The sequence below is a fragment of the Clostridium saudiense genome, assembly GCF_000577815.1.
Taxonomy (GTDB): domain Bacteria; phylum Bacillota; class Clostridia; order Clostridiales; family Clostridiaceae; genus Clostridium; species Clostridium saudiense.
On the sequence record NZ_CBYM010000004.1, the window covers coordinates 67,576 to 90,172 of the forward strand.

A 22,597-nucleotide genomic window follows, 5' to 3' on the forward strand; every position below is an offset into this window, starting at 1 on the left:
ACTTTTGTAGGAGGTATATTTTTAAATAATTATGAAAATGTATACAAAAACTTTTTAAAAGTAGTTGCAAAAGTATAAAACTGGTATTATAATAAACTTATCAAATAACATTTAAAAAGTTATTTAATAATAATTTTTAAAAGATTAAGATAAAAAAGAGTTATATATTGTGGAGGGGATTATGAGGTATTTATTAGGTTTAGATATTGGCACATCAGGAACGAAAACTGCTTTGTTCGATGAATTAGGAAATACAATTGAAACTGCAACTTATGGTTATGATTTATATCAACCACAAGCAGGGTGGGCAGAACAAAATCCAGAAGATTGGTGGGAAGCTTGTCTTAACGGAATTAAAGATGTAGTTAAAAAGAGCAAAGTTAATAGTTCAGATATAAAAGGTATCGGATTAAGTGGTCAAATGCATGGGCTTGTCTTGGTAGACAAGCATGATAAAGTAATTAGAAATTCAATTATTTGGTGTGACCAAAGAACTGAAAAACAATGTGAATACATGACAGAAGTTTTAGGTAAGGAAAAACTAATAGAAATAACAGGTAATCCGGCACTAACAGGATTTACTCTTTCAAAGCTATTATGGGTTAGAGATAATGAACCAGAAAATTATAAAAATATAAATAAGGTATTATTACCAAAGGATTATATAAGATTTAAATTAACAGGTATATTTGCAACTGAAGTTTCAGATGCAAGTGGTATGCAAATGTTAGATATAAACACAAGAAATTGGAGTAATGAATTACTAGAGGCTTTAGAAATAGATAATAATATATTAGCAGATGTTTATGAATCAGTTGTTGTAAGTGGACATGTTACTGAAGAAGTTGCAAAAGCTACTGGATTAGAAGCAGGTACTGCTGTAGTTGGAGGAGCTGGAGATCAAGCAGCTGGAGCAGTTGGAAGTGGAATAGTTAGTGAAGGTATAATTTCTACAGTTATTGGTTCTTCAGGAGTTGTTTTTGCTTCAACAGATACACCAAGATTTGATAAAGAAGGTAGAGTTCATACCTTATGTCATGCAGTTCCTAATAAGTGGCATGTAATGGGAGTTACTCAAGGTGCAGGATTATCTTTAAAATGGTTTAAAGAAAACTTCTGTAAAAAAGAAATTGAAGAAGCTAAAGAAAAGAATATAGGTATATACGATTATTTATCAGAAGAAGCAGCTACTTCAAAGCCAGGAGCAAATGGAGTAATTTATATGCCATATTTAATGGGAGAAAGAACACCACATATTGATCCTAATGTTAAGGGTGGATTTGTTGGAGTATCTTTAATAAATAATCATGCTGACTTTGTTAGAAGTGTACTAGAAGGTGTTAGTTTCAGTTTAAAAAATTGCTTAGATATTATAGAAGATATGAAAGTTGATATAACTGATGTTAGAGTAAGTGGTGGAGGAGCAGAAAGTGAAGTTTGGAGACAAATTTTAGCTGATATATTTAATTATCCACTAAGAACTATAAAAGCATCAGAAGGTCCAGCATTAGGAGTTGCTATTTTAGCAGGAGTAGGTGTTGGAATATATGAATCTGTTGAAGAAGCCTGTGAAAAGATAATAAAAGGTAAGGATTTAGTAAATCCAAATTGTGATAATATAGCCCTTTATGATAAGATATATGAAGTGTATAATTCGCTTTATCCAAGATTAAAGGATATTTAAGGCAGGATAATTTAACTAAGAGGGGAAGGCATAATTTGATGGAAGTAAATCATAGTAAAATCAAAGAAACAAATAGAAAAAAAATAATTAAGTTATTACTAGAAAAAGATGAAATAACTAAATTAGATATTTCAAGAAGTTTAGACATAAGTATTACAACAGTTTCTACTAATATATCAGAGCTTAAGGATGAAGGGATTGTTAGTGATGTAAGGTCTTTAAAATCTACAGGTGGAAGAAAAGCAATGGCTTTAAAAATCAATGAAAATTGTAGATTTGCTTTAGGAATAGCGCTAACTCCTCGTCATGTAAAGTTATCTTTAATAAATTTAAAAAAAGAAATTATAGAAGATATTAAAATAAGACATAATAATGATGGAATCGAAAGCATAGTTGCCATTGCTAAGGAAAATCTAAGGGAAATATTAAAGAAAAATGATATTTCTATAGATAAGTTATTGGGAATAGGAATTTCAATTCCAGGTACAGTAGATTCAGAAGAAGGAATAATTAAAAATTGTTATTTATTAGGAGTTGAAAATTATAACTTAAAAGAAAGCTTTGAAGAGTTTAATGTTCCTATTTTTATAGATAATGAAGCAAATTTATCAGCTTATTATGAATTCTTAAATAAAAAACATATATTAAGTAATCTTTTATATGTATCAATAACAGATGGATTAGGTTTAGGGATAATAATAGATGGTAAAATTTACAGAGGAAGTAATAATGCAGCTGGTGAAATGGGACATATTAAAATTGCTATTGATGGAAAGCCATGTAAATGTGGTTCTAAGGGATGTCTAGAAGCATATACATCAACTAATGAATTATTAGAAGAATATAATAAAATCAGTAATTATAAAATAGATGATATAGATGAATTTATATCTTTATTTGAAAATGGAGATAAAGCTACACATGAGGCTTTAGAAAAGTATTTTAATATACTTGGTATAGGAATTTCTAATTTAACAATGTTATTAGATCCAAGTTGCGTAGTTTTAGGAGGAGATATAAATATTCTATTAAAAGAAAATATAGAGTATTTAAGAAATATTGTTTATAAGGACAATTTATTCACTAATGAGGAGAATTGTAAGATTGATGTTACAGAATTTAAGGGATCATATTTAGTAGGAGCTGCAATGGTTCCATTAGAAGCATTTTTGAATTAAGATGTTTTCAAAATATATATCTTAGTAATACTGTGTAACATGGATGTTTTACGATAAAGGGCAGATAAATAAAGGCTGCCTTTTTATAAAGAAACTTTTGAAATAAGTTTTAAAAAGTCGTTAAATAATAATTAAAATATAAAGGGGAGTTTTGAATGAAGTTATTTTTAGACACAGCAAATGTAGAACATATTAAAGAAGCAAATGAAATGGGAGTAATTTGTGGAGTAACAACAAATCCATCATTAATAGCTAAAGAAGGTAGAGACTTTAATGAAGTTATAAAGGAAATAACAGAAATAGTTGATGGACCTATAAGTGGAGAAGTTGTAAGTGAAGATGCAGAAGGAATGATAAAAGAAGGTAGAGAAATTGCTGCTATTCATAAAAATATGATTGTTAAAATTCCAATGACAGTTGAAGGCCTTAAAGCTGTTAAGGTATTAGCTAGAGAAGGAATTAAAACTAATGTAACATTAATTTTCTCTGCCAACCAAGCTCTTTTAGCAGCAAATGCTGGAGCAACTTATGTTAGCCCATTCTTAGGAAGAGTAGATGATATATCTATGGATGGTATGGAACTTGTAAGAACAATTGCTGAAATATTTGAAGTGCATGGAATAAATACAGAAATAATTGCTGCAAGTGTTAGACATCCAATTCATGTTATAGAAGCAGCTAGAGCAGGTGCACATATAGCAACAGTACCATATGCCTTAGTAATGCAAATGGTTAAACATCCATTAACAGATGCAGGATTAGAGAAATTTAAGGCAGATTGGGCAGCAGCTTTCGGAAAGTAATATATCACCCTAGAGGTAAAGAAAATAATATAAAAGTTTTAATACTATACCTCTAGGGGATATATAGGTATTTGTTAAATAGAAGTCATTAAGGGCTAATGAGAAGGAGTTAAATATGAGTAAAGAATTAGATAAATTATGCATAAATGCAATAAGAGTACTTTCTGCTGATGCAATAGAAAAATCAAAATCAGGACATCCAGGATTACCACTCGGTGCTGCAACAATGGCTTATACATTATGGAGCAATATGAATCATAATGGTAAGAACCCAAAATGGGATAATAGAGATAGATTTGTATTATCGGCAGGTCATGGTTCAATGCTTGAATATTCTTTATTACATTTATTTGGATATGGAATAACAGTGGAAGACATAAAGAATTTTAGACAAGTAGGAAGTTTAACACCAGGTCATCCGGAATATGGACATACTCAAGGTGTTGAAATAACAACAGGACCTTTAGGGCAAGGTATTTGTAATGCTGTTGGTATGGCAATTGCAGAAGCTCATTTAGCAGAAAAGTTTAATAAACCAGGATATGAAGTTGTTAATCACAATACTTATGCTATTGTTGGCGATGGTTGCTTAATGGAAGGAATTTCAGGAGAAGCATCTTCACTTGCAGGAACTTTAGGATTAGGAAAATTAGTGGTTTTATATGACTCAAATAATATTTCTATTGAAGGTAATACAGATATAGCATTTAGAGAAGATGTAGCAAAGAGATATGAAGCATATAACTGGCAAGTAATTAAAGTGAATGATGGAAATGATATTGAAGCAATTGAAAATGCTTTAGAAGAAGCTAAGAAAGAAACTACTAAACCATCAATGATAATAGTTAAAAATCAAATTGGATTTGGATGTCCTGCAAAGCAAGGAAAAGCATCAGCTCATGGAGAACCTTTAGGAGCTGAAAATGTAAAAGCAATGAAGGAAAACTTAGGATGGAAGCAAGAAGATTTCTATGTTCCAGCGCAAGTATATTCAAATATGGACAAGTATATTAATGCTGGAGTAGAAAAAGAAAATTCTTGGAATAATTTATTTGAAAGATATAAAAATGAATATCAAGAATTAGCAGAAGAATATTCTAAATGGATGTCTGGAGAAATAGATAGTGAATCACTATTAAATAATGAAGAACTTTGGAGCTTTGATAAAGAAATGGCTACAAGAGAATCTTCAGGAATTATGATAAATAGATTAGCAAATTTAATTCCTAATTTAATTGGAGGATCAGCTGATTTAGCGCCATCTAATAAAACTTATATGACTGGAAAAGGTGATTTTTCAGCAGAAGATAGAAGTGGAAGAAATCTTCATTTTGGAGTTAGAGAACATGCAATGGCCGCTATAGCAAATGGTATGTATGCTCATGGTGGATTAAAAGTATTTTGTGCAACATTCTTTGTGTTTAGTGATTATATGAAGGGTGCAATGAGATTATCTTCATTAATGAATTTACCAGTATCTTATGTGTTAACTCACGATAGTATTGGAGTAGGGGAAGATGGGCCAACTCATCAACCAATAGAACAATTAGCAGCACTTAGAAGTATGCCAAATATGACTGTATTTAGACCAGCAGACTCAAAGGAAACATCAGCAGCTTGGTATTATGCAGTAACTAATGGAAGCACTCCAACTTCATTAGTATTAACTAGACAAAAGTTACCACTATATGATGGATGTGCAAAGAGAGCATTAAAGGGTGGATATATCCTTAAAGATTCTAAGAAAGAAATTCCAGATGTAATTTTAATGGCTTCAGGTTCAGAAGTTGAACTTATTTATAAAGCTGCAGATGAATTAGCAGCAAGGGGAATAGATGCAAGGGTAGTAAGTATTCCATCTTTTGAAATATTCAATGCTCAAGATGAAGCATATAAAGAAAGTGTACTTCCAAATAGCGTTAGAAAGAGAGTTGCTGTTGAAGCTTTAACTTCATTTGGATGGTATCAATATGTAGGATTAGATGGAAGAATAATTTCGCTAGATACATTTGGTGCATCAGGAAATGCAGATGCTTTATTTAAACAATTTGGATTTACAGTAGAAAATGTTGTTAATGAAACAATGAAATTATTTTAAGAACAATTTTCCAATTGATGGACTTTTAAGGTTCATAAATAGGAAGGTAATAATGAAATTAATTAGCTAATTAAATTAGCTATTAATTTAATATGTACAAGCCCTAGTAAAACATATTACTTCTTACACACATTAAATTGTAAATTATGTATTTAAAATAAATATTGTTGAATATCAAGGAAAATAAAAGGGTTAAATGGGCTTGTACTCCCATATAAAAGGAGTTGAATTAAATGGTTATAAAAAATGTCAATGACATTGAATTTAAAAAGTATGGTAAGGTACTTAATAATTATGATGTTAAGGAACTTTTAAATAAAATGGAAGAAACTCCATTGCCAGAAGGAGTTATATATGAGCCTTCAATAAAGGAATTAGAAGAGTTAAAAGTAGCTAAAGACTTTAAGAACAGAGAATTTGGAGGATTAGATATTCAAATAGGTTATTGTAATGGAAATAACTATATGCTAAATGCAGTTGAATATCACAGAACTAGTGAAATTAATATAGCTGTTACTGATTTAATTTTACTATTAGGTTTAGAAAAAGACATTGAAGACGATTACTCGTATGATACTTCAAATATTGAAGCTATATTTGTTCCAGCGGGAACTGCTATAGAAGTTTATGGAACTACATTACATTATGCACCTTGTAATGCTAATGAAGGTGGATTTAGATGTGTAGTAATATTACCAAAGGATACAAATACAGAATTAGAAGCTACTATAGAAAAACAAGGTGAAGATGCATTATTATTTGCTAAAAATAAATGGTTAATTGGGCATCCAGAAACAGATCTTGGAGCACAAGGAGCATTTATTGGGCTTAAGGGCAAGAATATTTGTTTAAAGTAATTATAACAAGATAAATCAAATAAAGAATTTTAAATAAAATAAAACATAAAAATTGGAGGAATTAATTATGAATTTTAAGAATATACCAGATGTAAAATTAGGAATTGTTGCAGTTAGTAGAGACTGCTTCCCAATGGAATTATCAGCAGGACGTAGACAAGCTGTAGTTGCAGCATATAAAGAAACTTATGGGGAAATTTATGAATGTCCTACAACAGTTGAAAGTGAAGTTCATATGAGAAAAGCTTTAGAAGAAGTTAAAGAAGCAGGAGTAAATGCATTAGTTGTTTACCTTGGAAACTTTGGACCTGAAACGGCAGAAACATTACTTGCAAAAGAATTTGGTGGACCAGTTATGTTTGTAGCTGCTGCTGAGGAAACAGGAAACAACTTAGTTGGAGGAAGAGGAGATGCTTATTGTGGTATGCTTAATGCTAGCTATAACTTATCATTAAGAAACATTAAAGCATATATTCCAGAATATCCAGTAGGAACTTATGAAGAAGTTGCTGATATGATTAAGGAATTTGAACCAGTTGCTACAACACTTTTAGGATTACAAAATTTAAAGATTATATCTTTTGGGCCAAGACCACAAGACTTCTTAGCATGTAATGCACCAATTAAGCAATTATATAACTTAGGTGTTGAAATAGAAGAAAACTCAGAATTAGATTTATTTGCAGCATTTAATGAACATGCAAATGATCCAAGAATTCCAGAAGTTATAGCTGACATGGAAAAAGAACTTGGAGAAGGAAATAAAATGCCAGGTATATTACCTAAGTTAGCTCAATATGAATTAACATTATTAGATTGGATGGAAGCTCATAAAGGATCTAGAGAATACGTAGTATTTGCTAACAAATGTTGGCCTTCATTCCAAACTCAATTTGGATTTGTTCCTTGCTATGTAAATAGTAGATTAGTTTCAAGAGGAATTCCAGTATCATGTGAAGTTGATATTTATGGAGCATTAAGTGAGTATATTGGAACTTGTGTAAGTAAAGATGCTGTTACATTATTAGATATTAACAATAGTGTACCAAGAGATATGTATGATTCTGAAATCAAAGATAAATTTAACTATACATTAAAAGATACATTTATGGGATTCCACTGTGGAAATACTCCAGCATGTAAATTATCGTTCAAGAACATGAAAAATCAAATGATTATGGCTAGAAGCTTAGAACCAAATCAAGAACCAAACATTACTAGAGGTACTTTAGAAGGAGATATTATTCCAGGAGAAATTACATTCTTTAGATTACAAAGTAATGCAGATGCTGAATTAACTGCATATGTTGCGGAAGGTGAAGTATTACCAGTTGCAACAAGATCATTTGGATCAATTGGAATATTTGCAATTCCAGAAATGGGAAGATTCTATAGACATGTATTAATAGAAGGAAGATATCCACATCATGGAGCAGTTGCATTTGGACATTTTGGAAAAGCTATAACAAATGTATTTAACTACTTAGGAGTTAAAGAAGTAGGTTTCAATCAACCTAAAGGAATGCTTTATAAAACAGAAAATCCATTTAAATAATAAATAATTTATTTCAGTATATTGTTAAACAAGCTTTAACAATATACTGTTTTTTTATGTGTGAAAAAGTATGATAATTATGGTAGAATTGACATTAGAATAATTTATAAAACAATAACTAGGAGGAAAATATTGTGTTAATCAAAGGAGTAAAATACTTGTTTTATATGATTTATGCTAGATTAAAAGGATTCAAGTATGAACATATAAAAAGAACACAAGGGTTAGAGAAGGCAACAGAATATGCATCAAGAAGTATATATTTATGGTCTAAGTTCACAATAAATGTTGTAGGGATGGATATAAGAGTAGAAGGAAGAGAAAATATACCTGATAAGACTTGTTTATTTGTAGGGAATCATACAAGTATATTAGATATTCCAGTAATTTTTTATTCCCTTAACAAACTAGTAGGATTTATAGCAAAGAAAGAAGTACTTAAGATTCCAATATTAAGTTATTGGTTATCAAAAGGAAAGTGTATTGCTTTAGATAGGCAAAACCCGAGAGATGCAGTAAGAATGATAAGTGAGGGAGTTAAAAATTTAAAAGAAGGTTATTCTATGATGATTTTTCCAGAGGGAACTAGAAGTTTAGATGGAAAAACATTACCTTTCAAAAAAGGAAGCATGAAGCTTGCAACAAAAGCTAAAGTTCCTATAGTCCCTGTTACTATTGATGCATCATTTACATCCTTTGAAGAGAATAATAAGTTTAAACCTTCAACAATTACAGTTACATTTCATAAAGCAATTGAAACTGTAAATTTAACAAAAGATGAAGAAAAAACTTTAAGTGAAGATGTTAGAAATATTATAATAGGATCTTTAAGAGAGGAATACAAACCATTAAATTAGTAAGGAGATAATAAAGTAATGTTAAATAAAATAAAAGATCTATTTACTGGCAATGAAATTGTAAGTGGGAATTTTGGTATCGAAAGAGAAACGCTAAGATTAGATGCAGAAGGATTTCTAGCAGAAACAGATCATTCGATTATATTTGGAGATAAGGCAAGAAATCCATATATAACAACAGACTTTTCAGAAAGTCAAGTAGAGGTAATTACACCAGCTTTCAAAAAAACAGAAGAAGCATATAACTTTACTAGAGCACTTTATGATATTGTTGCTATGGAAATAGGTGATGAATACTTATGGCCAGAATCTATGCCATGTATTATTCCAGATGATGATAAAATACCTGTTGCAAAATTTGAAAATCATAGTAAAGAAGCTCAAGAGTATAGGGAAAAGTTATTAAAAAAATATGGTGGGAAAAAGCAACTTATATCAGGAATTCATTATAATTTTTCATTTGATGAAAATATAATAAATAAATTATACGAAGTAAGTGGTAAAAAGGAATCATACAAAGAATTTAAAAATAGTGTTTACTTAAAGGTAGCTAGAAATTATCTTAGATATAGATGGCTTATAGTATATCTTTTAGGAGCAGCGCCAATAGTGCATGAAAGTTTTATAGGTGAAATTAAATGTCCATTAATGAAATTAACTAAGCATGGATATAGTAGTAGTGGTGCTATTTCACATAGAAATGGAAAATGTGGTTATAAAAATAAAGTAGATTTATTCCCAAGCTATAGCACTGTAGAAGATCATATTAAAAGTATAAAACAGTATTTAAGTGATGGTCTTATTGAAAGTCATAAAGAAATTTATAGTCAAGTTAGATTAAAACCAAGTGATACAAGCAATTTTATGGAATCACTAATAAATGATGGAATTAAGTATTTAGAGTATAGAACTATTGATATTAATCCATTTGAAAAAGGTGGAATAAGTTTAGAGGATTTAAAATTCCTACAAATATTTAATATATATCTATTGGTTAAAGAGGAAAGCAATTTTGATAAATGGCAAGAAGAAGCATTAGAAAATCAACAATTGATTGCTGTTTCAGGGCTTAAGGATATTGAATTAAAGAAAGATGGAAAAAATATTAATAGAATTCAATATGGATTAGAAATTTTAAATGAAGTTAAAGAAGTTAATAATAAGCTAAATTTAAACTTTGAAGAAATTATAAATAATATGATAGAAAAGGTTAAGGATAGTAATTTAACTTATGCTTATAGAATTTCTGAAATTATAAAGGAAAATGGATATATTAATACATTCTTAAACTTAGCTAAAGAATATAAAAATGATGCTTATAAAAATAGATTTAAGTTAGAAGGATATGAAGATTTAGAGTTATCCACACAAATTTTAATGAAGGAATCTATTAAAAGAGGTATTACTGTAAATATAGTAGATAGAAGTGAAAACTTTATATCTTTAAAGAAAAATGAAAAAATAGAATATGTTAAGCAAGCAACTAAAACATCAAAAGACACCTATGTTTCAGTATTAATAATGGAAAATAAAACTGTAACTAAAAAGGTATTAGCTGAAAAGGGAGTTAAAGTTCCACTTGGTGATGAGTTTAACAGTATTGAAGAAGCAAAAATTAAGGCAGCAAATTATATTAATAAGCCAATAGTAATAAAACCTAAGAGCACAAACTTCGGAATTGGAATTAATATTTTCCCAAATGGAGCTAACTTAGAAGATATTATTCATGCTTTTGAAATAGCATTTAAAAATGATAATACTGTTCTTATTGAGGAGTTTATTAAGGGAAAAGAATATAGATTTTTAGTTATTGATGATGAAGTTGTTGGAATACTTCATAGAGTGCCAGCAAATGTTATTGGTGATGGTAAAAAGACTATAACAGAGCTTGTAGAAATTAAAAATCAAGATCCATTAAGAGGTAAAGGGTATGTTACACCTTTAGAAAAAATAAGACTAGAGGAAAATGCAGAATTATTCTTAAAACAACAAGGAAAGAATTTTGATTATATACCTAAAAAGGATGAAATAGTGTACTTAAGAGAAAATTCTAATATAAGTACTGGTGGAGATAGTGTAGATTATACAGATGATATTCCACAAAAATTTAAAGATATTGCAGTAAATGCAGCAAAAGCAGCAGGTGCTAAAATCTGTGGTGTGGATATGATGCTAGAAGATTATAGTGATGAAAATACTAATTATGCAATCATAGAATTAAATTTCAACCCAGCAATTCATATTCACTCTTATCCATATAAAGGTAAAGAGAGAAATATAGCAACACATGTTTTAAAGTTACTAGAATTAATTTAAGTTTTTATGACCCTAAAGTAAGTATTTAATAAATGCTTACCTTAGGGTCATTTTTATGAAAAAATTTAAATCTAAAAGAAGATAAATACATTAAAGTGAATGAAGAGGAAATTAAGTTTTATTACTACTAAAAATAATGAATATTGCTAATCAAAATAAAATTGGGGTAATGCAGTTCAATATGTAAAAGAAAAAAGACTATTATATTGGAGGGAATATTGAAAGTGAGTCGTAGAATTTAATAATTGATGGAAGAGAATTTGCGTGAAGAAGATTATACTGTTTGAACGATAGTGAGTTTATAATCTTTAGCAAATTATCTGTAATCAATTATATAAATTCAAGACGAGATTTCACTAATTCCCGGAAAGATAATATTCTTTTTTTTGTTCTTACATTTTCAACAAATATAAATTTAGTTGAAAAAAAGTTCCAAATTGGATATAATGACTTATGAAATAAAATAAGTTAAATGAATATATTTAGGAAAACTTAAGTGTATTTATTTAAGTTGTTTTATATAATTAGGACGTGAAAATTATATTTAAATACGGCTTAGCAACATTAAACAAGGAATGAATTAACATAGTCAGATGTTAAGCTTTGTAAATGCAATGTTAAGAAAATAACTTTTAAAGTATTTTTGTTAATTAAGTGAATTGAACGTATTAATTTATAAAAGAATATCAATAAATAATAGAGAGTTGATTTTATACAACTTTTATTTTTGTACAATAAATTAGAGTAGTGATATATAAAGTATGGAGGATTTAGATGGAAAGCAAGAAGAAGATAAAGGTCATACCATTAGGTGGACTTGGTGAAATAGGAAAAAATATAACAGTAATAGAGTATGGGGATGAAATAGTTGTAGTAGATTGTGGTATGACTTTCCCAGATTCAGAAATGTACGGGATAGACGTAGTAATTCCAGATGTAACATATTTAGTTAATAATATAGAAAAAGTAAAGGGATTTTTTATAACACATGGACATGAAGATCATATAGGGGCAATTCCTTATATTTTAAAACAAGTTAATGTTCCTATATTTGCAACTAACTTAACAGTTGGATTAATAGAAAGCAAGCTTGAAGAGCATAAGATGCTTGATATTGTTAATTTAAATGTTGTAAAACCTGGAGATATAATAAAATTAGATAAATTAAAAGTTGAATTTATAAGAACAAATCACAGTATTGCTGATAGTTGTTCATTAGCAATTCATACTCCACTAGGAATAATAGTTCATACTGGGGATTTCAAGGTAGACTTCACTCCAGTTGATGGAAATGTAATTGACTTACAAAGATTTGCAAAGCTTGGAAAGCAAGGAGTACTATTACTTATGGCAGATAGTACAAATGCTTGTCATCCAGGATATACTATGTCAGAAAAGACAGTTGGGGAAAAGTTAGATAATTTATTTTCCAAGGGAAAAGGAAGAATAATTGTTGCGACTTTTGCTTCTAACATTCATAGATTACAACAAATAATTAATTCTTCAATTAAGTATGGAAGAAAAGTTGCATTTAGCGGAAGAAGTATGGAAAAAATATCAGATGTTGCAGTTAAGCTTGGATATTTAGATATGCCAGAAGGGTTATTAGTTGATTTAAAGGATTTAAGACTTTATAACAATGATCAAATAACAATTGTAACTACAGGAAGTCAAGGAGAGCCAATGTCAGCTCTTACTAGAATAGCTTCTTCTACTCATAAAAATATACAAATTGAAAAAGATGATATGATAATTATCTCTGCTAGTCCAATACCAGGAAATGAGAAGGCTGTTTCAAGGGTTATAAATGAATTAACTCATAAGGGAGCAGAAGTTATTTATAAGTCAATTGAAGAAATTCACGTTTCAGGTCATGCTTGTGAGCAAGAACTAAAGCTTATACATTCAATATTAAAACCAAAATATTTTGTACCAGTACATGGGGAATATAAGCATTTAAGAAAACATATTTTAATTGCTGAGGAAGTTGGTTTAGAAAAAGAAAAATCATTTATATTAGAAAATGGTGATGTATTAAGCTTAAGCAGAAAGTCAGCATGTATTGCTAAAAAGGTTCAAGCAGGCAATATATTAGTTGATGGAAGCGGAGTTGGTGATGTAGGAAATATAGTATTAAGGGATAGAAAGAACTTATCTAGAGATGGTATCATTAATGTTATTGTTGCAATTGAAAAAGAAAGCCATGCAATAGTTGGTGGACCAGATATAATTACAAGAGGATTTGTATATGTTAGAGAATCAGAAGAATTAGTAAACGAAATAAAACAAATTTCTTATGAAAGTATTCAAAAATCTATAGATAATAATGTGTTTAAATGGTCTGAGATTAAAAATAATATTAGAAATGATATTGGTTCATTCATATATAGTAAAACAAAGAGAAAACCTATAATAGTACCAATTATAATGGAAGTATAATTAATAAATTAAATGAAGAAGAGTTTGATATTTATATATTCAAACTCTTCTTCATTTGATTTTAAGCAAAATTATAATTTTATAGGTATTTTAATTTTACTGTTATTTTTACTTAGTTTGTAAGTAAATATATTACCGATTACTTTAACAGGTTTGTAAGTAGAAAAGGTTGTTGAAAATAAAAGGTCCTTAAATTGATCAATATACATACCTTCATCTAAAGCTGTTTGTTCTATAGTACCAGATAAAAGTTGTTTTGCTACGAAACAGCCATTTTCATAAACTACTTCTGCAGTCTTTTTATAAGTAAAACTATTTTCTTGATAAATAATAACGTCCCCTTCAAAAATTTCACGACCTAAAGAATCACAAATTCCAGTTGGCATCAGTAAAATACAATCATCTAAGGATATTGTTTCTTCCTCATCTTTATCATAGTAATAAACTTGTTTATCTATATAATCTATTCTGGTTACTTTAAAGCATTTTTTTGAAAGTTTATTATATATTTTAAATTTTAGTTCATTATTCATAATAAAACACTCCAATCCCTCATATATCTAAATTATCCCTAACCTATAGTATATTATAGCAAATTGGAAAATATTTGAAAATAGATTTATAAATAATTACATAATAATTATTTTAAGTTCATAAATATAAACTATGATTTAATTAGAGTGTTCAAATTAAGGAGGGTTAAATGCTTACTATTGAAGAAATAAGAAAAATAAAATATCCTTCTGAATTATTTAGTGAGGATATTGAAACTATGAAAAAACAGTATGTTGAGCTAATGAAGATTTACCATCCAGATTTAAATGAGCAGAAACAAGAATATATTGAAGTTACAGAAAAAATAAACAAGCTTTATAAAGAGGCTGAGTCAAATATAGAAAAGGGAATATGGAATAAGCCGGGTATGATAAAATTAAAAAAAAGTGATGGCAAATATTATATGATGAAATTTAGAATTAGTCATAATTTTGAATTAGGAAAAATGTATATAGGAAATGAAATTGTATTATATTTGTTTAATGAAGAAAATGAAAAATTTGCTTTAAATGCTTTAAAGCAAATAAAAAATTTAAAATATGCAAATGATGATATGGAAAAAGAATTTAGTAAATATATGCCTAGAATTATTACAAGTTTTAGGACAGTAACTGGGAAGATAGGAATAGTATTTGAAAAAGAAGAAGACTTAATTTTATTAAGAGATTTATTAACGTATTATAAAGGAAAGGTGTCAGTTAATACAGCAAGTTGGGTGTTGAGTAATTTATATAATATTAGTTGTTTTTTACATTATAATGAATTGACTCACAATGGAATTACAATTGACAGTTATTTTGTTTCTACCAGGAGACGTTATGGAGTATTAATTGGAGGTTGGTGGTATTCAGTAAGGGAAGGAGAAAGGCTGTTATCAGTAGCAAAATCAATTGAACATTTAATGCCATATGAAATGAAGATAAGTAATAAGGCAAATTCATTATTAGACTTAGAGTCTATAAGACTTTTAGGAAGAAGGCTTCTAGGAGATGAAAGTGGAGATTTGTTATCTGTTGATGGGGATGTTCCTAGTACTCTAAATTCATGGTTAAAAGCAAAAGCAGGAAGTAATCCATTTCAAGAATATAGTACTTGGTCTAATGTTGTTAATAGTATTGGAGAATTAAAAGTTAAAAGAAAAATAATTGATAAAGATGAGTTGTATAAAAAGATAGGTGGAAGGTAAATGTATATTTAATTTTACTGTAATAATAATTAAATAATAGTTATTATTATTTAATTACATAATACATGAATTTTATGTTATAATTAGGATATAATTTATATTGACAGTTGAATTGAAAAAAATGGAGGTTTATTTATGACATTTACAAAATTAGATATGAATGATAATTCACAAGTAGAAGGAAGAGCTTGTGTAGTTATTTATAACATAGGTGGAAAAGAACTTAAATCAATTCAAGGATATGCTTCACTTTTAGGGGTTAGAGACCAAATAGTTTTATATCCTAAAAATGCTGATACAGTTATGAAGGATATACTAGAAAATAATATAAAATCAGATTGTACTGATGGAAGAAAAGAAAGAGCCATAATATTTAATGCATTATCACCTGCAAAAATAAATGTATTTTTAGAAAACTTAAGAAAGCTAAAAATTAATAATGTATTAAAGGCTACAGTAACTGAAACATCAATTAATTGGACTCTTAATGAGATTGTTGCAAATCTTTCTGCAGAACGTATGGCAATTAGTCAAGGAAATTTTGACGCTCATCACTAATAAAAAATGCAAGAGTAGGATTTATATTTATAAATCTTACTCTTTTTGAATGTAATAGCATTTTTAATATAAAAGTAGCATATTTGTTTTATTGTTTGTATATTAAAACTTATGTATAATTTCAATATAGATATGATAACAGTTACAGGAGGGGAATAGAGATGTACAAGTATGGAAGAGGAATGTGGAAGAATATTGAGTCTGGAAATGAGCTATCATGGGTTATAGGTAACGGTATTGGTGGATATGCAAATCATACAGTTGCTGGTGGAGGTGCTCAAGCATTTCATGGATATTTAATTGCATCCTTAAATGCGCCAGTAAATAGAAAATTAATTTTAACAAGAACGCAAGAACAAATTATAATTAATGATAGAGAGTATGATTTAACATCACAACAATATATCGGAACTTCAAAAGATGGACAAGAATATTTGGAGCAGTTTATTTTGGATACGGTACCAGAATATTATTATTCAATTGAAGATGTATCTATTAAAAAAACTATATCGATAGAATATGGACATAATACTGTTGCTGTATGTTATGAAATTGAAAATGGAAGTGAAAGTGCAACATTAAAAGTAGTACCTTTATTTAATTATAGAGAGGCTGGAGAAACTAGTGAAAGAGGGGATTTAAAATTTGATGTAAAGACTAGTGGAAAAATATTAACTTTAATACCTGAGAAAGATAAGAATATAAAAATAGACTTTTATACTTCGGAAGGAGATTTCTATGATAGAAGTTTAATTCCTACAAGTATGGCAACACCAAACTATTTAATGGAAGAAAATCATTTTTATATGATAGATCATAGAACAGGTTTCCTAGGGGTAGATAATCATTATACACCTTATGAAGTTCATATTGAATTAAAGCCTTTTGAAAAGAAAAGATTTTATGTTAAATGTACTATTGAAGGATTAAATGAAAAAAGTGGATTTGAAATAGTGAATGAATATAAAAAGAGATCTGAAGCTTTAGTTGAAAATGCTAATTTAAATGATGACTTTGCAAATAATTTAGTTAAAGCAGGTGATCATTTCATTGTTAATAGAGAAAGTACAGGGCTAAAGACTGTTTTAGCAGGATTACCATGGTTTACAGATTGGGGCAGAGATACAATGATTGCTTTTGAAGGTCTTACTTTAGTTACTAAAAGATTTGATGAAGCAAGAGAAATTTTAGAGTCTTTTGCAAGATATATTAAAAATGGACTAGTTCCTAATGTATTTCCAGATGAGAATACTGAGCCTGGATATAATACAGTAGATGCTTCGCTTTGGTATTTTCAAGCAGTTTATAAGTATTTAAAGTATACTGGTGATGAAAGTGATTATAAATTTGTTAAAGAAAAGCTATATCCAAAGTTAAAGGAAATATATAAGGCTTATTCTACTAAAACAGACTTTTCAATTGGAATGGATAGTGATGGATTAATATTTGCGGGTGGAGGTCTTGATCAAGTAACATGGATGGATGTTAGAGTTGGAGATTTTGTTGTTACACCTAGACATGGAAAACCAGTTGAAATTAATGCTTTATGGTATAATGCGTTGAAAATAATGGAAGAGTTATGTGAGAAATTTGGAGATGATTCTTTAGAATATAGAGAGCTTTCTTGTAGAGTAAAAGAATCATTTAATAATAAATTTTGGAATGAAGAAAAAAATTGTCTTTATGATGTAGTTGATAAAAATGATGATAAAATAAGACCAAATCAAATTTGGGCAGTATCATTGCCATTTGCAGTTTTAGATAGAGAAAAAGAAAAGAAAATAGTTAGTACAGTATATAAGCATTTATATGCAACTTATGGATTACGTTCTCTTTCGTTTATGGACAGGGATTATAAAAAGAAATATATAGGAAAATTAATTGATAGAGATTGTGCATATCATATGGGAACTACTTGGGCTTTCTTAATTGGAGGATTTATAACAGCATATTGTAAAGTTAATGACTATTCTAAAGAGGCTATAGAAAAAGCAAATCATATGTGTAAGGTTTTTGAAGATACTATGAAAGATGGATGTATTAATGGTATTGCTGAAATATTTGATGGTGATTTTGCTTCAACAGGAAGAGGATGTTATTCTCAAGCTTGGAGTGTAGGTGAGGTATTAAGAGCCTATTCTCAAGATGTATTACCTTATTTAAATAAATAATAAAATCTAATTCTATATTTACTTCGGTATATTATTGAATTTATAAACATATAACTAAAATATCGTTAAAATTTTAAGAGAAAAATAATTAATTTAGGAGAGGTTATATATGAAGTTAGATGAAAAGGTATTGTTAGGGGCAGCTTGTTTCTTTGCTGGTGCAGTAGCTGGATTTTTAATAGCACCTATTAAAAAGGGAATTTATTGTGGAAATAATAATGGAAATAATTATGGGGATAGCTCTGAAGAAAATGAGAATGATGAAGATGTTAGTGTAAAAAGTGAAGAAGAAGCAATAGATGAAATTAATAAAGTAATTAATGAAGTTGCAAAAGAAATGAGTAAAGAAGAAAAATAAAAAATTTAAGGAGATAATCACAACTTCTTGGGAAGTATCCAAGATGTTGTGATTATTTTTTTGTAAAATATGGCTATAAATTAGGTGGATCAAATGATTTTTTATGATGATAGAATATTATAATCTAGGAGCAACAAGTGTTTTTATAAAAGAAATTTTTTGAGGGTTATTTCTTTCAAGATTCGATAAGAAGCAATAATTTTGCGCTTATACACATTTTGTTTTATTAAAACATATATTATTGTTACGATAGTATCGCAAAGGAGGATGAAGTATGGATAATAATCAGTTTTATTGTCATAATCAGGAATTGATATATGATGAAACTTCGAATAGATGGTGTAAATGCATAAGAGATTGCAAGGGAAGAATTATTTGCTATCAAATTATGCCAGGCCCTCCAGGCCCTCCAGGCCCAACAGGCCCAACAGGTCCAACTGGTTCTTTTGGTGGAATAACAGGTCCAACAGGACCAACTGGCCCAACTGGAATAACAGGACCAACAGGAATAGGATTAATAGGATTAACAGGATCAACAGGAGTAACAGGATCAACTGGAGCAACAGGAGTAACAGGTGTAACAGGAGTAACTGGAGTAACAGGAGTAACAGGTGTAACAGGAGTAACTGGAGTAACAGGAGTAACTGGAGTAACAGGAGTAACTGGAGTAACTGGAGTAACAGGAGTAACAGGTGTAACAGGAGTAACTGGAGTAACAGGTGTAACAGGAGTAACAGGACCAACAGGAGTAGGAATCACAGGAGCAACTGGAGTAACAGGTCCAACAGGAAGAGGAATTACAGGAGCAACTGGAGTAACAGGCCCAACAGGTCCAGGAGGAGAATGCTGTTGTAAAGATCCAACTAATTATGCAGTGGGACTAATAAGAGGACAAACAGGAATATCACTAGTGACTTATAATACAACAATAAACGGAAATGTAACATCAACAGGATATAGCGTAGATAGTGATTTAGTAGATGTAAAGGACAATACTGGTTCACAAGATGTATATACTATATCATTATGTAATGTTAAATATATCACTTATCCTAAAGCAATTACACCAACTACACTACCTACTTCTGATTGTTGTTGTAATGCAGATTTAGCAGCTGCATTAACAAAATATATAGGTAAAAAAATTGAAGTAGATGTAATTGATAATACAGCAGCTTCATATACAATAACTGTAGTTGCAGTGTCAAATGGTGTGCTTTTTGGAAGTAGTACAAATCAAATTGAGAAAAATAATAATATAGCAATCCCATTATGCTCAATATTTGCATTTACTCCAAGGTAGCTAAAATAAGCCTATAAAGATATAAAGTTTAAGCTCAATATTTTAATTAATATTGGGCTTTTATATTTCAAAAAACATTTAAAAATGGATTATATTACTATATAATTAAAATAGATATATATATTTAGGGGTGATTTTAATGTTTAAATTAAATTTAAATAGTGAAGATATCTTAATGAAGATTACTGTTGCAAAGGTTATCAATAATAAGGATGTCATTACAAATTTTCTAGGAAATTTACTAACTAGAGCTGGTGGAGATATTGCAGATAAAGTAAACATAATCTTAACTAATGATACACTTTACTTAGAATATATAGGACATGCAGCGATTGGATACGCTGAAGAAGTAAGAGATTTAGAGAAAATAGCATTAAAAGACCTAAAAGGATTTTCAGTAATATCAAATGAGAATGAAGAATTAATAAAAATAAAAACATTAAAGAAAGAGTTTATATTTATAAGAAATAATTCACACAATGACAATTTAGCATTAGCTATGTCTAAAGTAATAAAAGATTTTCAATAAAAATTAGAGTAATATCATTATCAATTGACAATAAAGAATAAAGATGTTATTATTTATTAGTCCTGATGAGGGAGTAGTTAGCATGAAAATGTGGTTAGGTCAACATAATGGCTGTTAAAAGCCGGGCTTAATCTTAAATAACGAGACTCATGGATGCTTTTTTTGAGCATCCATGAATCTCGTTATTTTTTTTGTAAATAATAATAAAAAGAAGGAGAAGAGATATGAACATTATTACAATTATACTTACTGGTTTTGCATTAGCAATGGATGCCTTTGCAGTATCAGTAACAAAGGGAATGACACTTAAAAATTTAACTAAAAAAATGGCTATAAAAATAGCATTGTTTTTTGGGGTATTCCAAGCAGCTATGCCTTTAATAGGATGGCTTTTAGGAATAAGCTTTCAAGGCTATATACAAGCAATAGATCATTGGATTGCTTTAATTTTACTTTCTATTTTAGGTGGAAAAATGATTTATGAATTTTATGAAAATAGAAAAGAAGCAAAAGAAGGGAAAAATGAAGCTGTTAATGAAGCTAGTACAACTTTAGAAGATGAAGGAATAAGAAGCGAAGAGTTATCAAATAAAGAATTAACAACATTAGCAATAGCAACAAGTATAGATGCTTTAGCTGTAGGGATAAGCTTTGCATTTTTAAATGTTAATATAGTTTCATCATCAACTATAATAGGCATTATAACATTTATTGTCTGTTTTATTGGTGTAATTGCAGGTAAAAAAATAGGCGGGTTATTTAAAGATTATGCAGAACTTGTAGGTGGTATCATTTTAATTCTTATAGGAATAAATATATTTAATGAACATACAGGAATTTTAACACATTTATTACAAAGCATTTTTAAATAAAAGTATATAAAAATTAAGTAAGAATAATAAATAAAATACGCACTAAAAATATAAAATATTAATTTATTATCAATTTTTTATTAATCAAATATAATGATATTTGAATACTATTTAATATGGGAGAGAATAGGTGAGTAATAAATATTTAAATTCAATGATATTTATTAACAAGAAAAAATTAAAGGTAATAAAAGAAGAAAATAATGAGATATATTTATCTAAAGTTATTAAAATTGATGATTTTAAGAAGATTATAGTTTCATGGAATGCAGTAACCCCATTAAATTCTTATATTGTTGTTCAAGCAAGAGTTTTTGTTCAGAATAAAAAAGATAAAAAGAAAAAATGGTCAGAATGGATGTCTTGGGGAAAATGGGGTACAAATATAAAAAGAGGTTCAGAAAGTAGTAAGTGTGATGAAGTAAGAATTGATGTTGATACTTTAAGCATAAATGAAGGATATAGCGGTAAAGCCATTGAACTAAAAATAATTAGTTATTATGATAATAAAGGCTTTGCAGCAGATATTAGGGAAGTAGCAATTACTTATTATAAAGAAAATAATAATGATTTAAAAAATAAAAAATATGAATTAATAAATAAATTGATAGAAACTCCGTGTATTTCACAAATGAAAAGAGATGAAAAAATAGCACATAAAATTTGTAGTCCAACAAGTTTAACTATGTTGTTAAATAGATTAGGAGAAAATTTAAAAGTTGAAGATGTGGCATATAGTTGTTTTGATTACAATTATAATGAATTTGGGAATTGGACTTATAATGTAGCTTATGCAGGAAGCCTTGGATATAAAGCATATGTTGAATATGGAGGAATAGATTCACTTATAAGGGAAATTAGCAATGGAAATTCAATTGAAGTTAGTGTAAAGTATACAAATGATATTAATAATAAGGAATATCCATATATTGAAAATGCACCGTTAACTACAAGTGGACACTTAATTGTTGTTTGTGGAATTGAAGTTAGTAATAATGGAAAATGGGTTATAGTAAATGATCCAGCAGGGAAAGATGATGAAAGTGTAAGATTGAAGTATAAATTCGAAGATTTTATGAAAGCGTGGCAAAGATCAAATTATATAATGTATGTTATTTATAAGCAAGATTAAGATTTTATTTTTAAGAAAGCTACATTAAACTAAACAAAGTTTAATGTAGCTTTTTGATGTTATATGTAGTTATATATTGAAAAATGTGAATTACTTGGATATAATAGTAAGAATGTGGGGCAAAAAATGTAATAAATATAGAAAAG

General features: G+C 28.7%; 18 protein-coding genes. 17 read left to right on the top strand and 1 reads right to left on the bottom strand.

The window, feature by feature from the left end:
• Positions 1-181: 181 nt before the first annotated feature.
• The 9 genes from xylB (at position 182) to TY07_RS03475 (ending at position 13,787) form a co-directional block, all read left to right on the top strand.
• Positions 182-1,684 carry a xylulokinase gene (xylB, locus tag TY07_RS03435; RefSeq protein ID WP_042395379.1) on the top strand — a complete coding sequence of 501 codons (1,503 nt, stop codon included), beginning with the start codon at positions 182-184 and terminating at the stop codon, positions 1,682-1,684.
• Between the two features lie 35 nt (positions 1,685-1,719).
• Positions 1,720-2,862: an ROK family transcriptional regulator gene (locus TY07_RS03440; RefSeq protein ID WP_042395382.1), complete on the top strand. Its 1,143-nt coding sequence runs from the start codon at positions 1,720-1,722 to the stop codon at positions 2,860-2,862.
• Between the two features lie 155 nt (positions 2,863-3,017).
• Complete coding sequence (fsa, locus tag TY07_RS03445) at positions 3,018-3,665, top strand: fructose-6-phosphate aldolase (RefSeq protein WP_042395386.1); 648 nt, start codon at positions 3,018-3,020, stop codon at positions 3,663-3,665.
• 115 nt (positions 3,666-3,780) lie between these two features.
• A complete protein-coding gene (tkt, locus tag TY07_RS03450) occupies positions 3,781-5,763 on the top strand; it encodes a transketolase (protein WP_042395391.1) in 1,983 nt (660 codons plus the stop codon).
• 233 nt (positions 5,764-5,996) lie between these two features.
• Positions 5,997-6,620 (top strand): DUF4867 family protein, encoded by a 624-nt coding sequence (locus TY07_RS03455; RefSeq protein WP_042395395.1) that lies wholly within the window; start codon positions 5,997-5,999, stop codon positions 6,618-6,620.
• Between the two features lie 67 nt (positions 6,621-6,687).
• Complete coding sequence (locus tag TY07_RS03460; RefSeq protein WP_042395398.1) at positions 6,688-8,175, top strand: L-fucose/L-arabinose isomerase family protein; 1,488 nt, start codon at positions 6,688-6,690, stop codon at positions 8,173-8,175.
• 134 nt (positions 8,176-8,309) lie between these two features.
• The gene (locus TY07_RS03465; RefSeq protein ID WP_157029131.1) at positions 8,310-9,032 is read left to right on the top strand and encodes a lysophospholipid acyltransferase family protein; all 723 of its coding nucleotides are present in this window, start codon (positions 8,310-8,312) and stop codon (positions 9,030-9,032) included.
• An 18-nt stretch (positions 9,033-9,050) separates the two neighbouring features.
• Positions 9,051-11,348, top strand: a complete 2,298-nt coding sequence (gene gshAB / locus TY07_RS03470) for a bifunctional glutamate--cysteine ligase GshA/glutathione synthetase GshB (protein WP_042395403.1) — start codon at positions 9,051-9,053, stop codon at positions 11,346-11,348.
• 774 nt (positions 11,349-12,122) lie between these two features.
• Positions 12,123-13,787: a ribonuclease J gene (locus TY07_RS03475; RefSeq protein ID WP_042395407.1), complete on the top strand. Its 1,665-nt coding sequence runs from the start codon at positions 12,123-12,125 to the stop codon at positions 13,785-13,787.
• A gap of 71 nt (positions 13,788-13,858) precedes the next feature.
• Here the strand turns inward: TY07_RS03475 and TY07_RS03480 are convergent, their stop codons facing one another.
• A complete protein-coding gene (locus TY07_RS03480) occupies positions 13,859-14,320 on the bottom strand; it encodes a YopX family protein (RefSeq protein ID WP_042395410.1) in 462 nt (153 codons plus the stop codon).
• Positions 14,321-14,490: 170 nt separating this feature from the next.
• On the opposite strand from TY07_RS03480, the gene TY07_RS03485 reads away from it, so the two are divergent.
• The 8 genes from TY07_RS03485 (at position 14,491) to TY07_RS17165 (ending at position 22,451) form a co-directional block, all read left to right on the top strand.
• Entirely contained in the window at positions 14,491-15,528 is a 1,038-nt protein-coding gene (locus TY07_RS03485) for a J domain-containing protein (RefSeq protein WP_042395413.1), read from the top strand.
• Between the two features lie 135 nt (positions 15,529-15,663).
• Positions 15,664-16,086 carry a DUF3783 domain-containing protein gene (locus TY07_RS03490; RefSeq protein WP_042395416.1) on the top strand — a complete coding sequence of 141 codons (423 nt, stop codon included), beginning with the start codon at positions 15,664-15,666 and terminating at the stop codon, positions 16,084-16,086.
• Between the two features lie 161 nt (positions 16,087-16,247).
• The gene (locus tag TY07_RS03495) at positions 16,248-18,257 is read left to right on the top strand and encodes an amylo-alpha-1,6-glucosidase (RefSeq protein ID WP_196048711.1); all 2,010 of its coding nucleotides are present in this window, start codon (positions 16,248-16,250) and stop codon (positions 18,255-18,257) included.
• Positions 18,258-18,366: 109 nt separating this feature from the next.
• Positions 18,367-18,615, top strand: coding sequence for a hypothetical protein (locus TY07_RS03500; protein ID WP_042395419.1), 249 nt, complete (start codon positions 18,367-18,369; stop codon positions 18,613-18,615).
• A 274-nt stretch (positions 18,616-18,889) separates the two neighbouring features.
• Positions 18,890-19,918, top strand: coding sequence for a hypothetical protein (locus TY07_RS18290; protein ID WP_198133969.1), 1,029 nt, complete (start codon positions 18,890-18,892; stop codon positions 19,916-19,918).
• 139 nt (positions 19,919-20,057) lie between these two features.
• Positions 20,058-20,447 (top strand): hypothetical protein, encoded by a 390-nt coding sequence (locus tag TY07_RS03510; protein ID WP_042395422.1) that lies wholly within the window; start codon positions 20,058-20,060, stop codon positions 20,445-20,447.
• Between the two features lie 224 nt (positions 20,448-20,671).
• A complete protein-coding gene (locus TY07_RS03515; RefSeq protein ID WP_042395426.1) occupies positions 20,672-21,319 on the top strand; it encodes a manganese efflux pump MntP in 648 nt (215 codons plus the stop codon).
• 130 nt (positions 21,320-21,449) lie between these two features.
• Positions 21,450-22,451 (top strand): C39 family peptidase, encoded by a 1,002-nt coding sequence (locus tag TY07_RS17165; RefSeq protein WP_052330600.1) that lies wholly within the window; start codon positions 21,450-21,452, stop codon positions 22,449-22,451.
• Positions 22,452-22,597 lie beyond the last annotated feature (146 nt).

Excerpts from the sequence above, each read along its gene's own strand:
- gshAB (WP_042395403.1), top strand. The coding sequence starts at position 9,051 with ATGTTAAATAAAATAAAAGATCTATTTACTGGCAATGAAATTGTAAGT.
- TY07_RS03475 (WP_042395407.1), top strand. The coding sequence starts at position 12,123 with ATGGAAAGCAAGAAGAAGATAAAGGTCATACCATTAGGTGGACTTGGT.
- TY07_RS03500 (WP_042395419.1), top strand. The coding sequence starts at position 18,367 with ATGAAGTTAGATGAAAAGGTATTGTTAGGGGCAGCTTGTTTCTTTGCT.
- TY07_RS03480 (WP_042395410.1), bottom strand. The coding sequence starts at position 14,320 with ATGAATAATGAACTAAAATTTAAAATATATAATAAACTTTCAAAAAAA.
- TY07_RS03485 (WP_042395413.1), top strand. The coding sequence starts at position 14,491 with ATGCTTACTATTGAAGAAATAAGAAAAATAAAATATCCTTCTGAATTA.
- TY07_RS03490 (WP_042395416.1), top strand. The coding sequence starts at position 15,664 with ATGACATTTACAAAATTAGATATGAATGATAATTCACAAGTAGAAGGA.
- TY07_RS18290 (WP_198133969.1), top strand. The coding sequence starts at position 18,890 with ATGGATAATAATCAGTTTTATTGTCATAATCAGGAATTGATATATGAT.
- TY07_RS03495 (WP_196048711.1), top strand. The coding sequence starts at position 16,248 with ATGTACAAGTATGGAAGAGGAATGTGGAAGAATATTGAGTCTGGAAAT.
- TY07_RS03460 (WP_042395398.1), top strand. The coding sequence starts at position 6,688 with ATGAATTTTAAGAATATACCAGATGTAAAATTAGGAATTGTTGCAGTT.
- fsa (WP_042395386.1), top strand. The coding sequence starts at position 3,018 with ATGAAGTTATTTTTAGACACAGCAAATGTAGAACATATTAAAGAAGCA.
- TY07_RS03515 (WP_042395426.1), top strand. The coding sequence starts at position 20,672 with ATGAACATTATTACAATTATACTTACTGGTTTTGCATTAGCAATGGAT.
- TY07_RS03510 (WP_042395422.1), top strand. The coding sequence starts at position 20,058 with ATGTTTAAATTAAATTTAAATAGTGAAGATATCTTAATGAAGATTACT.
- xylB (WP_042395379.1), top strand. The coding sequence starts at position 182 with ATGAGGTATTTATTAGGTTTAGATATTGGCACATCAGGAACGAAAACT.
- tkt (WP_042395391.1), top strand. The coding sequence starts at position 3,781 with ATGAGTAAAGAATTAGATAAATTATGCATAAATGCAATAAGAGTACTT.
- TY07_RS03455 (WP_042395395.1), top strand. The coding sequence starts at position 5,997 with ATGGTTATAAAAAATGTCAATGACATTGAATTTAAAAAGTATGGTAAG.